Here is a 12,920-nt window from a genome sequence, read left to right as displayed (position 1 = left end):
CCCCGGTTAACAGCGCCTTAGCCGCGGCTGTTAGGCAACGGTTAGTCGCCATCGGCATACTCGCGCCGGTTCCCCTTCCTGGCGCAGTCACGATGCTCCCCACCCTCGCCCTGCTGCTGGCCCTGGCCGGCGCCCCGAACGCTGCCGCTCCGACCCAGGACCCGGCGCAGCAGGTTGCACGCCGTGCCGTGCAGCAGGGCCGCTATGTGCCGCTGGAAGGCGTGGTGCGTGATGCGCTCCGGCGCTATCCGGGCCAGCTGCTGGAAGTGGAGCTGGACGACGGTGTCTACGAGGTGGAGATCCTGCGCACCGACGGCGTGGTGGTGGAGCTGGATTATGATGCGCGCAATGGAAAGCTGCTGAAGACGGAGCTGGACGACTGATGCGTATCCTGCTGGCCGAAGACGATGCGGCGCTGGTTCAACGGCTGGTGCCTTTGCTGGAACAGGCCGGCTACGTCGTGCACACGGTGGCCGACGGGCGCCAGGCCGAGGAGATCGGCCAGGTCGAGGACCTGCAGGCCGCGATCGTCGATCTGGGCCTGCCCGGCCTGGACGGGCTGAGCGTGATCGAGCGCTGGCGTGGCAATGGCCGCAGCTTCCCGGTGCTGGTGCTGACCGCACGCGGGCGCTGGCACGACAAACTGGCCGGCTTCGATGCCGGCGCCGACGACTACCTCACCAAGCCCTTCCAGGCCGACGAACTGGTGCTGCGCCTGCGGGCGCTGATCCGCCGCAGCCATGGCCATGCCAGCCCGCGCCTGCAGTGCGGCCCGTTGCAGCTGGACGTCAATGCTGGGCGCTTCGAGCTGGATGGGCAGGCGCTGGCGCTGAGTCCGCAGGAGTTCCGCGTGTTGAGCTACTTCATCCACCACAGCGGCAGCGTGATCAGCCGCGACCGCCTCGGCGAGCAGGTTTTCGAAGGCGGCTACGATCCCGATTCCAACGCGCTGGACGTCCTGCTCGGGCGGGTACGCCGCAAGCTGGGCACCGACCTCATCCATACCGTGCGCGGCCAGGGTTGGCGGCTGGCCGAGGCATGAGCGCGCGCCAGCCTTCGCTGCGCCGCCGGCTGCTGCTGGTCGCCGGCATCGGCCTGGTGCTGGTCTCGGTACTGGCCAGCGTCCTGCTGGGCGAGCTGTTCAAGCGCAGCGCGCGTGACCGCCTCGACCACGAGCTGCAGCAGGACATGCTGACCCTGCTGGCGCAGGCCGAAGTGGACCCGGAAGGGCAGCTGCGCCTGCGCCAGGAACCGAACGACGCCCGCTTCCAGCGGGTGTTCTCCGGTGCGTACTGGCAGATCGCGGACCAGCAGGGCAAGGTGCTGCTGCAGTCGCGCTCGCTGTGGGACCAGACCCTGGCCGCCACCGCCGACGGACCGACCCAGCGCAACCTGGCCGGGCCGATGCAGCAATCACTGCGTGCCCGCGTGCAGCAGGTGCGCCTGCCCCGTGCGGCGCAGGCCTATGTTGCCGTGGTGGCCAACGACCGCAGCGCACTGGATGCCGATGTTGCCGCGTTCCGCCAACGCACCGCGATTGCGCTGGCGGTGCTGGTGGCCGCGTGGCTGGCGGTGCTGGCCAGCCAGGTCCATTTCGGGCTGCGCCCGCTGCGCGGACTGCGCCAGCAGCTTGAGCGCATCCGGCGTGGCGAAGCCGAACGTATCGACCGCCGCCAGCTTGATCTGGAAATCGCACCGCTGGCCGATGAACTGGACGCCCTGCTCGACCACCACCAGCGCATGGTGGCGCGTGCGCGCAGCAGTGCGGAAGACCTCGCCCATGCACTGAAGACGCCGCTGAGCGTGCTGGCCGCCGAGACACAGGGCGACGGCCGCGACTGGCGGCGTACGCTGCACGAACAGGGTGCGCGCATGCGCGCCAGCATCGACCGCTATCTGGCCGCCGGCCTGGCGGTGGACCACCGGCAGCGCAGCGAGGTGGCCCCCGCCGCCGAAGCGCTGTGCCGGCTGATGACCCGCGTGCACGCCAGCCGCGGCATCCACTTCCGGGTGGACGTGGCCCCCGGGCTGGCCTTCGCCGGTGCCGTGACCGATCTGGAAGAAATGCTGGGCAACCTGCTGGACAACGCCGGCAAGTGGGCCCGCCACGATGTGCGGCTGCGCGCCCTGGCCCAGCAGGACCGGCTGCACATTGAAGTGCGCGACGACGGCCCCGGCCTGGACGAGGCCAAGCTGGAGAGTGTGTTGCAGCGTGGCGTACGCCTGGACGAGCGGGTGGAAGGCAGCGGCCTGGGGCTGGCCATCGCAGCCGACATCGCCGCCAGCCACGGCGGCTCACTGCGCCTGTCGAACGAGAACCCCGGATTGCGCGCGCGGCTGGAACTGCCGCTGGCGCCGGCTGACTAGGTCGGGGCCGGACGGCCCCAGGCGCAGCCGGGCGTGGGCTCGGCTCAGCGCGTCACCCATCAGCGGTGGTGCATCCACCAGCAATCGATCGCGTCCAGCACGATGTGGATCATCAACCCGATGCCAAACAACCGCGTCTTCTTCGGCACGCACAGACCGGCATAGACCGCGATGGCCGGCGCGGTGTGCAACGGGTGGAAGCCGATGCTGCAGCGGTTCGGCGCGTAGATCGGATCGGCCAGCAGGTGGTCCAGATCGATGATCCAGCCCAGCAGCATCAGCAGCCACGCAGAGGCGAAGCGCTTGCGCCAGAACAGCCATGCCAGCAGGGCTGGCACGGCGGCATGCAGGAACAGGTGGAAGATCGCGCGCGCGCTCATCGGGGCCGGTAGCGCCGGGCCATGCCCGGCGCTTCCTTCGACGTCAGACCAGCGGTTCGTCGGACAGGTAGGTGTAACCGGTCAGGCCGGCTTCCAGCGCGTCCGACAGTTCCTGCGCACGTTCCGGCGACAGCTGGGCCTCGGCCACGCGCTGTGCGTAGGTGGCACGCAGTTCGTCCAGGCGGTAGCCCACGTAGTCCAGCATCACGTCGGTGGTATCGCCACGGCGCTGCTGGGTGATGGCATAGCCATCGGCATCGGCCAGCACTTCCACCGCGTCGGTATCGCCGAACAGGTTGTGGATGTCGCCCAGGATTTCCTGGTAGGCGCCGACCATGAAGAAACCGATGCGATAGCTCTCGCCCGGCTTCATCTTGTGCAGCGGCAGCGAGCTGTCCAGGCTCTCGTTCTCGACATAGGTTTCCACCATGCCGTCCGAGTCGCAGGTCATGTCGGCGATGATGCCGCGACGGTCCGGGGTTTCGTCCAGGCGCTCGATCGGCACGATCGGGAACACCTGGTCGATCGCCCACACGTCCGGGATCGACTCGAACACGCTGAAGTTGACGAAGTACTTGTCGACCAGGCGCTCGTTCAACTCATCCAGCACCGGGCGGTGGCTCTTCTCGTCGTAGCTCAGGCGCGCACGCACGCCGTGGGCGATGGCGTAGAACAGATCGTCGATGCGCGCACGCTGCGGCAGGTCAATCTGGCCCAGCGCGTAGCTGGCCAGGCCTTCGGCGTGGAAGTGCTGTGCTTCCTGGAACAGTTCCACCGCCGGGCGCACGTCCAGCTCGTCGTGGATCTCGCGCAGGTGGCGGATCGCCGCCGGCTCGTCGTCGTGCTGGTCCGGCACGCGGCCTTCCTGCGCCTCTTCCACTTCCGACACGTTGGCGATCAGCACCGCGTGGTGCGCGGTCATCGCGCGGCCGCACTCGGTGACGATGCGCGGCGGGGTCAGGCCGAACTCTTCGCAGGCATTGGCCAGCGGCTGCACGATGTTGCTGGCGTAGGAATGCAGGCCGTAGTTGATCGAGCAGAAGCTGCGCGAACGGGTGCCTTCGTAATCCACGCCCAGGCCACCGCCCACGTCGACGTGGGTGATCTTCGCGCCCAGGCGCGACAGCTCCACGAAGTAGCGGGTGGCTTCGCGCATGCCGTTGGCGATGTCGCGCACGTTGGAGATCTGCGAGCCCATGTGGAAGTGCAGCAGGTTCAGGCAGTCGGCGTACTCGGTGTCACGCAGCGACTTCCACAGGTCCAGCAGCTGGCGCGGCGACAGGCCGAACTTGGCCTTGTCGCCACCGCTGTTCTGCCACTTGCCGGCGCCCAGCGAGGCCAGGCGCATGCGCACGCCCAGGCCCGGCTTCACGTCCAGCGCCTTGGACTCTTCCAGCACCAGCTTCAGCTCGGACGGCTTCTCGATGACGATGAAAGTCTGCAGGCCCAGCTTGCGGCCGATCAGGGCCAGGCGGATGTACTCGCGGTCCTTGTAACCGTTGCAGACGATCAGGCCACCCGGGCGCGACAGCGCCAGCACGGCCATCAGCTCGGGCTTGCTGCCCGCTTCCAGGCCGAAGCCCTCGCCATGGTGGCTGGCCAGGGTGCCGGCCACGCCACGGGTCTGGTTGACCTTGATCGGGTACACGGCGGTGTAGCCGCCACTGTATTCCCAGTCCTGCTGGGCCTGGCCGAAGGCCGCCTGCAGCTTGCCCAGGCGCTGGCCGAGGATGTCCGGGAAGCGCACCAGCAGCGGCAGCTTGGCACCGGCCGCACGCGCCGCATCGACCACCTTGGGCAGCGACACCACCGGGCCGTCCGCCCCGGTCGGTCTCACCACCATGTGCCCGGCCTGATCCACGTCGAAGTAACCGTCCGCCCAATGCGGGATCGAGTAGGTCTTGCGGGCTTGGTCGAGGGACCAATCGGTCATTTCAGTCGGCCTTGTTGGCAATAAAAGGGGGGGCATGATAACGCCTATATGCCCACAGGTTCGTTATCATGCGCGCCCGCGCCCGTGACAGGTTCCAACCTGAACGGGCCGATCCGTCCGGATGTGGCATCTGTGCCACGCGGCCCCGCCCGCCAGCCCGGCTTCACCCCTCCGAACAGGACTGTTTTCCAATGACTGACAGCAACAACTGGTACATCGAACACTTCGAGCGCACCGGCTCGGCCATCGGCTACCGCATCACCGGCAAGCTGGACGAGGTGCAGTCGCCGTTCCAGAAGATCGAGATCTTCCAGACCACCGACTGGGGCAACCTGATGACCATCGACGGGGCCATCATGCTGACCAGCAAGGACAACTTCTTCTACCACGAGATGATCAGCCACCCGGTGCTGTTCACCCACGCCGCGCCCAAGCGCGTGGTGATCATCGGTGGCGGCGACTGCGGCACCCTGCGCGAAGTGCTCAAGCACAGCGGCGTGGAGAGCGTGACCCAGTGCGATATCGACGAGCAGGTCACGGTGATGGCGCGCAAGCACTTCCCGGAACTGTGCGATTCCAACGACGACGCCCGCGCCGAGCTGCTGTTCGACGACGGCGTGGCCTACATGGCCAACTGCCCGGCCGGCAGCGTGGACGTGGTGATCGTGGACTCGACCGACCCGGTCGGCCCGGGTGAGGGCCTGTTCAACAAGGCCTTCTACGAGAGCTGCTTCAAGGCCCTGAAGGATGACGGCATCCTGGTGCAGCAGTCCGAGTCGCCGCTGATGCAGCTGGACCTGATCAACGAGATGCGCACCGAGATGGGCAAGGCCGGCTTCGGTTCGTTCAAGACCCTGCCGTTCCCGCAGCCGTGCTACCCCACCGGCTGGTGGAGCGTGACCATGGCGCGCAAGGGCGACAGCAGCTTCGACTTCCGCCAGGCCGACTCGGCCGCCAAGACCTTCAACACCCTGTACTACACCGCCGCGCTGCACACCGGCGTGCTGGTGACCCCGCCGTTCGTGCAGGCGGCGCTGAAGAACTGATCGGAAAGCGTGCCAACCAAGGTTGGCACCTACCAATGCAAAAGAAAAACCCGCGCTGGCAACAGCGCGGGTTTTTTCATGTTCCGGTAGTGCCGGCCGCTGGCCGGCAACCTCATGCAACGATCAAAGCGCCCAGATACCGGCGATCACCGCCACCACCAGGCCCCACTTGATCAGCTGGTAGGCCACCACGCTGCGCTCGCGCAGTGCCTTGGCCTTCAGGCGCACCTTGTACACGCTGCCGAACGCCTTGTTGACGCCACCGGTCGGGTCACCCGGCAGGTTCGGCGAGGCACCACCGGCCAGCAGCGTGGCCGCCACCGCACGGTTGAACAGGCCGGGCAGGCCGAAATGCAGCGGCCGGGCGATGTCGCAGAACAGGATCACGCGATCATCCGGCGTCTCGTTGTGCGCATGGTGGATGTAGGTCTCGTCGAACATCATCCACTCGCCATCGCGCCAGCTCTTCTTGATGCCGTCCACTTCGATGTAGCAGCCGTCGTTGTTGGGCGTGGCCAGGCCCAGGTGCAGGCGCAGCGAACCGGCGAACGGGTCGCGGTGCGGGCGCAGTTCACTGCCCGACGGCAGCTGCGCGAACATCGCCGCGCGCACGTCCGGCAGCGACTCCAGCAACGCCGTGGTCTTCGGGCACATCGCCTTCGCCGACGGGTGCGACGGGCCGTACCACTTCAGGTAGAAGCGCTTCCAGCCACGACGGAAGAACGAGTTGAAGCCGGCGTCGTTGAACGTGCTGGAGGCAGCGATCTTCTGCGCATCGCGCAGCGCCAGTGCCTCGTCGCGGATCATCTGCCAGTTCTGGCGCAGCGGCTCCAGCTGCGGGAACTCCTTGGCCGGGTCCAGGAACGGTGTGGTCGGCACCTTCGAGAACATGTACATGACCACGTTGATGGGGGCCATGAAACTGGAGTGGTCCAGCAACTGGCGCGACCAGCGCGCGCGGACCTTGCCACGGAAGTGGATGTACAGCACGCAGGCCACGAACAGCGCTGCAATGACGATTTTGATGATCAAAGCACTTTCCTCCAGCCGCGGCCGGAACGGGAAACGGGGCGATGCACGGCCTGGCGGCCAGCACCGGTGGGGAGCGCGGCAGGGGACGGGGACGTGCCGGAGGGGGCGGCCGCCGATGCCGCGGGTTAACAGCTTATGGTCGGCAGGCCGTGCGCCGGGGTCAAGCCGGACGTGCGCCGCGTTCAGCTGAACGCGGTGGAAGGGGCCGAAAGCGCGCCCAACCTCTTGATGCATAAAGAACATCATCAGAAGTGAGACAGAAATGTCCGATTTGATGTGACGAACTGTTCCAGCCACGACCCCGACATTTCTCCGACAAATCGTCGATTAGCGAACTGGCGAGTACTAAAATTAACGAAAGCTTAGTAACTTCCTGTAACACCGGTTCGCTTGACGCTTTGCGCCACCCACCGGGTCGACCGAGACCCCGACATGTATCTCCCTGCACTGCCCCCCTCCTCCTGCGGCGATGACGCCGCGGCGCCGCTGCTGCTCAAGCGCGGCAAACGCTTCCTCGCCCCCGACGTCTACCGCACCTGCCTGGACGGGCGCGAAGCGGTCATCAAGGACTACTCCCGCTACCGCGGCACCCCGGTTTCACTGATCGCCCGGCTGATGGTTCGCCGTGAAGCGCGCATGCTGCAGCGCCTCGGCGGCTGGAAACACGCACCGGCCCTGCTTGGCACCCTCGGTGGCCTGGCACTGGGCATGGAGTTCATTCCCGGCCAGACCCTCAGCACCGCCCAGGCCGTCGGCAACGACGTGTTCGAGCAACTGCAGCACGCGCTCAGCCGCCTGCACGCGGCCGGCATCACCCACAACGACCTGCATGGCACCAATGTGGTGGTCAGCGGCGGCGTGCCCGTGCTGCTGGACTTCACCTCGGCCTGGCGCGTACCCCGCTGGCTGCGCCGCGGCCCGCTGAGCCGGCAGATGCGCCGCAGCGACATGAAGAACCTGCTGAAGATCCGCCAGCGCGTGACCGGACAAGCGCCGAGTGCCGCGCAGGCCGCGCTGGTGGCCGACCCGGGATGGGTGGCGGCGGTGCGTCAGGGCTGGAAGCGGTTCTACAGGTGGGCCAAGCGCCGCTGAATGCTTTTCTTTGGTAGGGGTCGAGCTTGCTCGACCGCTCTACCGCTCTTTGTAGAGTCGAGCTTGCTCGACTGCTCTGCGCTTCAGTCGAGCAAGCTCGACTCTACAAAAGCCGCTTTACAGCCCGAATACGCACAAAACCAGGTTACAACGCGTCCGCGTCCAACTCACCGGTACGAATACGCACCACACTGCCCAGGTCGTAGACGAACACCTTGCCGTCACCAATCTTGCCGGTGCCGGCGGCCTTCACGATGGCCTCAACCACCGCCTCCACCTGGTCATCGGTCACTGCCACTTCCAGCTTCACCTTCGGCAGGAAATCGACCACGTACTCCGCGCCACGGTACAGCTCGGTATGGCCCTTCTGGCGACCAAAGCCCTTCACTTCCGTCACCGTGATCCCGGTGACCCCACGCTCGGCCAGCGCTTCGCGCACGTCGTCGAGCTTGAACGGCTTGATCACCGCCATGACCATCTTCATCGTCTATCTCCTGTCTTCCGGCGTGGAGGATAGCGCCTGAACGCGGCCCGTGCGAAGCCGCTGCGGCCTGTCCGGGCAGCGGGTGCCGGCAGTATCCTTGTGCCGATTGGCCTGCCCGCGCCGGATGCACGGGCCCACCCCCACGGAGCCCCCATGATCGACCTGAACCACATCGATGACCTCGCCCGTCGCCTCAGCGACCTGGTGCCGCCGGGCCTGCGCGAATCGCGCGAGGAACTGCAGGCCACCTTCAAGAGCGCGCTGCAGGCCGGCCTGGCCAAGCTCGACCTAGTCACCCGCGAGGAGTTCGAAGTGCAGCGCGCCGTGCTGCTGAAGACCCGCGAGAAGCTGGACGCGCTGGAAACGGCCGTGCGCGAACTGGAAGGGCGCAGCGCCGCAGAATGAAAAAAGGAGGCGCACCGCGCCTCCCGTTTACAGATTATTTCCCGGATGGGGCCTTGCCGCAAGGCCCACCGGGCGCCCTAGACTCGCCGGCCTGTCGATCCGGCAGGACACGCAGGGGCAGTGCTGATGGCACAGGACACCGAATGGACACCCGTTTCGCATGACACCTGTGACCAGGTCGCCGGGCCGTTCTACCACGGCACCCGCGCTGACCTCACGGTGGGCGAGCTGCTGAGCGCGGGCTTCCGCTCCAACTATCGCGACAGTGTGGTGATGAACCACATCTACTTCACCACGGTTGCCAAGGGCGCCGGGCTGGCTGCGGAGATGGCTCGCGGTGAGGGGCGACCGCGCGTGTATGTGGTGGAGCCGACCGGGCCGTTCGAGGACGACCCGAACGTGACCAACAAGAAGTTTCCCGGGAACCCGACGCGTTCGTATCGGAGTGATCAGCCGTTGCGGATTGCGGGGGAGATTGTGGAGTGGGAGCTCTACGACGCGGAGTTCGTTCGGCAGTTGAAGGCGTTTGTTGCTTCGGGGAGTGGGGAAATCATCAACTGATGGAAGGAGAGACCCGTGCTTTGGCTGACGGAAGATCAATGCAGCAGGTCGTCGAACGATGTCCGCTTTCGGCCAGTAGCGGACATGCGTAAACGTCATGAGATGAACCGCAAAGTGGCCTTAGAACGAGAGAACGCCCAAGCTCGACCAGTAAGCCTCCCCCTCGTGCGAGACAGCCTTGCTGTGCCAGTGTTTGCCTCCCCTCAAGGCTTCGTAGCGCCCAATTTCCGCGCTGGACAAGGGGCGCCAGCTGTTTCCGCGGCGAAAGCCGCTTGCAACCTGGACGCCAAGAGGGAGCCTGGAAACAGCATTCTGCTGGGCTTGCGCCAGAGACTCGCCGTTGGCTCCGCCGGCGGATGTTGGGTTGGCAAGCTGCACTCCGTCATCCTCGCAGTCGCAGATCGGACATATGGCAAATGATCCGTAGCAGTCCTCCAGGGTCAGGAAGCCACACGATGGACAAGGCAGATCGATCATTGAGACCCAAGAACACCTGGTAGCTGAACCACTGGACCTTCGGGTGTCGCCCATGTCTGAAGGAGGCGAACGTCCGCTTCGGTTCGAGAGCGGACTCTAGCATTCTTGATTGCGTTGTCTGGCGCCGGCACGTCCGCTTCCGGCCAGAAGCGGACGCCGCCTTCAGAACGATCAATCCTTCTTCATCCGGCGTAGGTGAGGGCATAACCGCTACCGATGCGCTGGATGCGAGCAAACCCCAGCTCCCCAAAGCGCATGCCGGCCACGATCAACCGATCTGCACTGACCATATGGCGTTGGTGGGCGCGAAGACTTGCGACAGATGTTGAATCTGCGTGATCGAACCCGCGGCCAGTCGAGCATCGATGCCGCCACGAGAGCTTCCCTCGCCGACTCCGGCCGACACGCGTCGTCACTGCAACCTTGCCATCACGCGGCCTAGCTTGACGCATCTGCAATGCAACACAGGACTTTGCCGACCTTGGCACATCGATTATTCGACGAACTTTTACACTCGCCGAGCTGTCCGAGTCGCACCTTCAGAAGGACCGAAGGCCCGAGCTCGCAGGGAGCCGCCAATCTCAACACCGGCTGGCCATCGCTCCCCCGGGCATTCAACCAACCTTTGAGATACAAACATGCGTCCGCTTAGCAAGGAAGAAGAAGCAAGCGTTTCCGGAGGTCGTACCTACAAAACTCCGGCAGGCAACACAGTCAAGTTCAATGCCAGCCTTTCCGACGCTCAGGCAGCGACACTGGGACAGATCGTGGACTATGGGAAAGCGCACAACATGCTGGCTCCAGAGATTCGAATGGCAGTCAACCAGGCGTTTTATGAAAGCTCCCTGGGTTCGATGACCAGCAATCCCACCAACTCCAACGTTCAAGGCCTGTACCAGTACGACGCTAGTACTTGGGACTATCTGGGTCATGGAGCGCTCGATCGATCGAGCACGAACGATCAGATCGCAGCGATGTACGACGACATTCGCAACTTCGAATCTCGATGGGCTGCGGGCCGCCAAGCCGGAACGATTCCGACTACCCTTCTGATCGACGACTACGTGGAGATCAAGCACCATCTCGGGCCCAACAGCACGCAATGGTCGTCTCCGGTTGTTTCCGACTACAACGGCAAGGTTACGGTGCTCGGCTTCACCAGCGTTTCCACCGGAACAACGGCACCGCCTGATGGAAGTACGGGAGGCGCCGGCAGTGGTGGCCACTCTGGAGGAGGTGGCGGGGGTTCAAGCGGCGGCACCGGCGGTACGGTCATCGTTGGCCCTCCGCAGCGTCAGCCTTGAGCCCACTCAGAAGTCACAGGAGAAATTCCATGAAAGCCAAGCTAGCCACTTGCATACTCGCAGGGGTGCTGATGTCGACCGGCGCCTCAGCTGCGGAGTGTGGAAGCGCGGTAGCGGAGTACGTTTACTCCGGCAACCCTGCACTGCACGCTCGAATCCAGCCGCTAGCAATGCCTGGAACAGGGAACACACTTGGAGTCACTCTGGAAGACCGATCCCGGGGCTTCAAGGCTTGGTTCATCGCCGACAAGGGCAGCGGTTCGTACTCGTCCCTTATCTACGTAGATGACTTTACGCAGCCGTCATGGCACCAGCCCGATCCGGATGCTCCCCGGGCCATTCGGGACATGCCCATCTTCGGTTGGGATCAGTCCCTGCATGTGAATGAAGATCTAAGGAACCTCAAGAGTGCCCCGCAGTTTCTATTTGTTCCGGACCTCGCGGAAGTCGTGTCACATGGCATTGAGCAGCCGTTCCCCCTGACTCAAGGCATCTTCAATCGAATCAGCTGTCGCTAGGCTTTAAGGGAGGGGGGCGACCTCCCTCCCTCTAACCGGCACTGCCATCACGCCCAGCAGAACTGATCAATGGAACTGTTTCGCAAGGAAGCCGAGACTGCTCATGCAGACCAGTTTGGCGCCGTCATCGTTTCAACGCCAAAGGCTCACTTCGCAGCTGGTGTTAGCGCCACTGCACTGTGCTTGGCCGCACTCGTTCTCTCATTCCATGCCCACTATGCTCGCCGGGAACAGGTATCTGGTCATCTAGTTACTGATACGGGCGAGAGCCGGATTCTAGCGCGTCGATCTGCAACCGTCTCAGAGGTGTACGTCAGAGAGCACCAACACGTTCGAAAGGGAGATCCGATCCTGCGGCTATCCAGCGAAATGCACACCCGCGGGGGTGCCGTGCATGCCAGAGTCGAGGAGAACATTGAGAATCAAATCACCTCGGTCCACGCGAGCGTCGCAGCTACCGAGGCAGCGCTGATCAGTGAGCAGCATCAGTTGAGGGAGCGTGTCAAATCTCTTCTCGCCCAGGCATCGGATCTTCGTCAGCAGATTGGCTATCAGCAGCAGGCCGCTGAGCAGAAGCAGCGGACACTGACGAAGCTGCGTCCGCTTTTGAAGGATGGATTTGTGGCTGAGTATCAAGTCCAGGACCTCGAAAGTGCGCTTCTGGATACCCGGGCGCAGACATCAGGCCTGCATCGGCAGCTTGAAGATATCTCTCAACAGCAACGCGAAACAAGCCGCAAGTTGACGAGTCTGGAGATCGATTCGGAACTCAAGTTGAACGATCTTCGGCGAGAGCAAGCGAGATTACGCACCAGCCTCGCCCAGGATCAGAGCGAGCTTGAGCTGGTGGTGAGGGCTCAATCAGACGCGCTAGTCAGCTCCGTTCTTGTTCAGCCAGAGAACTATGTTGAGCCTGGGCAACCTATTGCCTCTCTCATTCCGACACCTACGACGCTGAAAGCGGAAATTTTCATTCCCAGCACGGCAATCGGCTTTGTTCATCGAGGCACCAAGGTTGCCATGCACTATGCGGCATTCCCCTATCAGAAATATGGGGTTCAATACGGGGTTGTCGAACAGGTTTCCGAAACCCCGACTCAACCTGCACAGCTGTCAGCCCTGCTTGGCCAGCAGCCGCCAGCCCAGCCAATGTACAGAGCCATCGCGTCGTTGGAAAGGCAGCAGATCGTGACTGATGGCCAGCAGCGAGCGCTGGTTCCCGGGATGCAGCTGGAAGCTGCGCTTCTGTTGGAGGATCGCTCAATCATCGCTTGGCTACTTGAGCCGATCACCGCATTTCGAGCGTCTATACAGGACTGAT

The 12,920-nt window shown here is 64.2% G+C and carries 15 protein-coding genes; 10 read left to right on the top strand and 5 right to left on the bottom strand.

The window, feature by feature from the left end; genetic code table 11:
* Positions 1–92: 92 nt before the first annotated feature.
* The 3 genes from N5C18_RS07315 to N5C18_RS07305 are packed head-to-tail and all read left to right on the top strand — an operon-like array spanning position 93 to position 2,367.
* Complete coding sequence (locus tag N5C18_RS07315) at positions 93–383, top strand: PepSY domain-containing protein (protein ID WP_008267113.1); 291 nt, start codon at positions 93–95, stop codon at positions 381–383.
* Positions 383–1,042: a response regulator transcription factor gene (locus N5C18_RS07310; protein WP_053451024.1), complete on the top strand. Its 660-nt coding sequence runs from the start codon at positions 383–385 to the stop codon at positions 1,040–1,042. The genes N5C18_RS07315 and N5C18_RS07310 overlap by 1 nt, the downstream gene beginning before the upstream one ends.
* Positions 1,039–2,367 (top strand): ATP-binding protein, encoded by a 1,329-nt coding sequence (locus N5C18_RS07305; protein ID WP_279944155.1) that lies wholly within the window; start codon positions 1,039–1,041, stop codon positions 2,365–2,367. Before N5C18_RS07310 ends, N5C18_RS07305 begins: the two co-directional genes overlap by 4 nt.
* A 59-nt stretch (positions 2,368–2,426) precedes the next feature.
* On the opposite strand, the gene N5C18_RS07300 is transcribed toward N5C18_RS07305, so the two are convergent.
* Together N5C18_RS07300 and speA are read right to left on the bottom strand one after the other, a co-directional pair.
* Positions 2,427–2,747: a DUF6122 family protein gene (locus tag N5C18_RS07300; protein ID WP_006474656.1), complete on the bottom strand. Its 321-nt coding sequence runs from the start codon at positions 2,745–2,747 to the stop codon at positions 2,427–2,429.
* A 43-nt stretch (positions 2,748–2,790) separates the two neighbouring features.
* Positions 2,791–4,680, bottom strand: a complete 1,890-nt coding sequence (gene speA, locus N5C18_RS07295; RefSeq protein WP_133935788.1) for an arginine decarboxylase — start codon at positions 4,678–4,680, stop codon at positions 2,791–2,793.
* A gap of 191 nt (positions 4,681–4,871) precedes the next feature.
* On the opposite strand from speA, the gene speE reads away from it, so the two are divergent.
* Positions 4,872–5,726, top strand: coding sequence for a polyamine aminopropyltransferase (speE, locus tag N5C18_RS07290; RefSeq protein ID WP_053511749.1), 855 nt, complete (start codon positions 4,872–4,874; stop codon positions 5,724–5,726).
* 123 nt (positions 5,727–5,849) lie between these two features.
* On the opposite strand, the gene N5C18_RS07285 is transcribed toward speE, so the two are convergent.
* Positions 5,850–6,755 carry an aspartyl/asparaginyl beta-hydroxylase domain-containing protein gene (locus tag N5C18_RS07285; RefSeq protein WP_040009311.1) on the bottom strand — a complete coding sequence of 302 codons (906 nt, stop codon included), beginning with the start codon at positions 6,753–6,755 and terminating at the stop codon, positions 5,850–5,852.
* 435 nt (positions 6,756–7,190) lie between these two features.
* On the opposite strand from N5C18_RS07285, the gene N5C18_RS07280 reads away from it, so the two are divergent.
* On the top strand, positions 7,191–7,850 hold the full coding sequence (locus N5C18_RS07280; RefSeq protein WP_164242815.1) for an RIO1 family regulatory kinase/ATPase: 660 nt from the start codon (positions 7,191–7,193) through the stop codon (positions 7,848–7,850).
* Positions 7,851–7,995: 145 nt separating this feature from the next.
* Here the strand turns inward: N5C18_RS07280 and N5C18_RS07275 are convergent, their stop codons facing one another.
* Positions 7,996–8,334 carry a P-II family nitrogen regulator gene (locus tag N5C18_RS07275; RefSeq protein WP_005411374.1) on the bottom strand — a complete coding sequence of 113 codons (339 nt, stop codon included), beginning with the start codon at positions 8,332–8,334 and terminating at the stop codon, positions 7,996–7,998.
* A gap of 153 nt (positions 8,335–8,487) precedes the next feature.
* On the opposite strand from N5C18_RS07275, the gene N5C18_RS07270 reads away from it, so the two are divergent.
* Both N5C18_RS07270 and arr read left to right on the top strand, forming a co-directional pair.
* On the top strand, positions 8,488–8,739 hold the full coding sequence (locus N5C18_RS07270; RefSeq protein WP_053451027.1) for an accessory factor UbiK family protein: 252 nt from the start codon (positions 8,488–8,490) through the stop codon (positions 8,737–8,739).
* Positions 8,740–8,865: 126 nt separating this feature from the next.
* Positions 8,866–9,300 (top strand): NAD(+)--rifampin ADP-ribosyltransferase, encoded by a 435-nt coding sequence (arr, locus tag N5C18_RS07265; protein WP_279944153.1) that lies wholly within the window; start codon positions 8,866–8,868, stop codon positions 9,298–9,300.
* Between the two features lie 120 nt (positions 9,301–9,420).
* Here arr and N5C18_RS07260 read toward each other — a convergent pair whose 3' ends face one another.
* Positions 9,421–9,777 (bottom strand): CPCC family cysteine-rich protein, encoded by a 357-nt coding sequence (locus tag N5C18_RS07260; protein ID WP_279944152.1) that lies wholly within the window; start codon positions 9,775–9,777, stop codon positions 9,421–9,423.
* Between the two features lie 638 nt (positions 9,778–10,415).
* Between N5C18_RS07260 and N5C18_RS07255 the strand changes: the two genes are divergently transcribed.
* From N5C18_RS07255 to N5C18_RS07245, 3 genes are all read left to right on the top strand, one after another.
* Positions 10,416–11,081 carry a hypothetical protein gene (locus tag N5C18_RS07255; RefSeq protein ID WP_180878872.1) on the top strand — a complete coding sequence of 222 codons (666 nt, stop codon included), beginning with the start codon at positions 10,416–10,418 and terminating at the stop codon, positions 11,079–11,081.
* Between the two features lie 29 nt (positions 11,082–11,110).
* Positions 11,111–11,599 (top strand): hypothetical protein, encoded by a 489-nt coding sequence (locus N5C18_RS07250; protein ID WP_279944151.1) that lies wholly within the window; start codon positions 11,111–11,113, stop codon positions 11,597–11,599.
* 69 nt (positions 11,600–11,668) lie between these two features.
* Entirely contained in the window at positions 11,669–12,919 is a 1,251-nt protein-coding gene (locus N5C18_RS07245; protein ID WP_180878870.1) for an HlyD family efflux transporter periplasmic adaptor subunit, read from the top strand.
* The last annotated feature ends 1 nt before the right edge of the window (position 12,920 follow it).

This window comes from Stenotrophomonas sp. GD03930, assembly GCF_029839665.1.
GTDB classification, from domain to species: Bacteria; Pseudomonadota; Gammaproteobacteria; order Xanthomonadales; family Xanthomonadaceae; genus Stenotrophomonas; species Stenotrophomonas forensis.
The sequence above is the reverse complement of the archived record's forward strand: the minus strand, read 5'-3'. Positions and strand labels throughout refer to the sequence as shown.

What these genes read in the sequence shown, in the direction of transcription:
- N5C18_RS07315 (WP_008267113.1), top strand. Translation starts at nt 93, where the DNA reads ATGCTCCCCACCCTCGCCCTGCTGCTGGCCCTGGCCGGCGCCCCGAAC.
- speA (WP_133935788.1), bottom strand. Translation starts at nt 4,680, where the DNA reads ATGACCGATTGGTCCCTCGACCAAGCCCGCAAGACCTACTCGATCCCG.
- N5C18_RS07270 (WP_053451027.1), top strand. Translation starts at nt 8,488, where the DNA reads ATGATCGACCTGAACCACATCGATGACCTCGCCCGTCGCCTCAGCGAC.
- N5C18_RS07300 (WP_006474656.1), bottom strand. Translation starts at nt 2,747, where the DNA reads ATGAGCGCGCGCGCGATCTTCCACCTGTTCCTGCATGCCGCCGTGCCA.
- N5C18_RS07310 (WP_053451024.1), top strand. Translation starts at nt 383, where the DNA reads ATGCGTATCCTGCTGGCCGAAGACGATGCGGCGCTGGTTCAACGGCTG.
- N5C18_RS07275 (WP_005411374.1), bottom strand. Translation starts at nt 8,334, where the DNA reads ATGAAGATGGTCATGGCGGTGATCAAGCCGTTCAAGCTCGACGACGTG.
- arr (WP_279944153.1), top strand. Translation starts at nt 8,866, where the DNA reads ATGGCACAGGACACCGAATGGACACCCGTTTCGCATGACACCTGTGAC.
- N5C18_RS07245 (WP_180878870.1), top strand. Translation starts at nt 11,669, where the DNA reads ATGGAACTGTTTCGCAAGGAAGCCGAGACTGCTCATGCAGACCAGTTT.
- N5C18_RS07250 (WP_279944151.1), top strand. Translation starts at nt 11,111, where the DNA reads ATGAAAGCCAAGCTAGCCACTTGCATACTCGCAGGGGTGCTGATGTCG.
- N5C18_RS07280 (WP_164242815.1), top strand. Translation starts at nt 7,191, where the DNA reads ATGTATCTCCCTGCACTGCCCCCCTCCTCCTGCGGCGATGACGCCGCG.
- N5C18_RS07255 (WP_180878872.1), top strand. Translation starts at nt 10,416, where the DNA reads ATGCGTCCGCTTAGCAAGGAAGAAGAAGCAAGCGTTTCCGGAGGTCGT.
- speE (WP_053511749.1), top strand. Translation starts at nt 4,872, where the DNA reads ATGACTGACAGCAACAACTGGTACATCGAACACTTCGAGCGCACCGGC.
- N5C18_RS07260 (WP_279944152.1), bottom strand. Translation starts at nt 9,777, where the DNA reads ATGATCGATCTGCCTTGTCCATCGTGTGGCTTCCTGACCCTGGAGGAC.
- N5C18_RS07305 (WP_279944155.1), top strand. Translation starts at nt 1,039, where the DNA reads ATGAGCGCGCGCCAGCCTTCGCTGCGCCGCCGGCTGCTGCTGGTCGCC.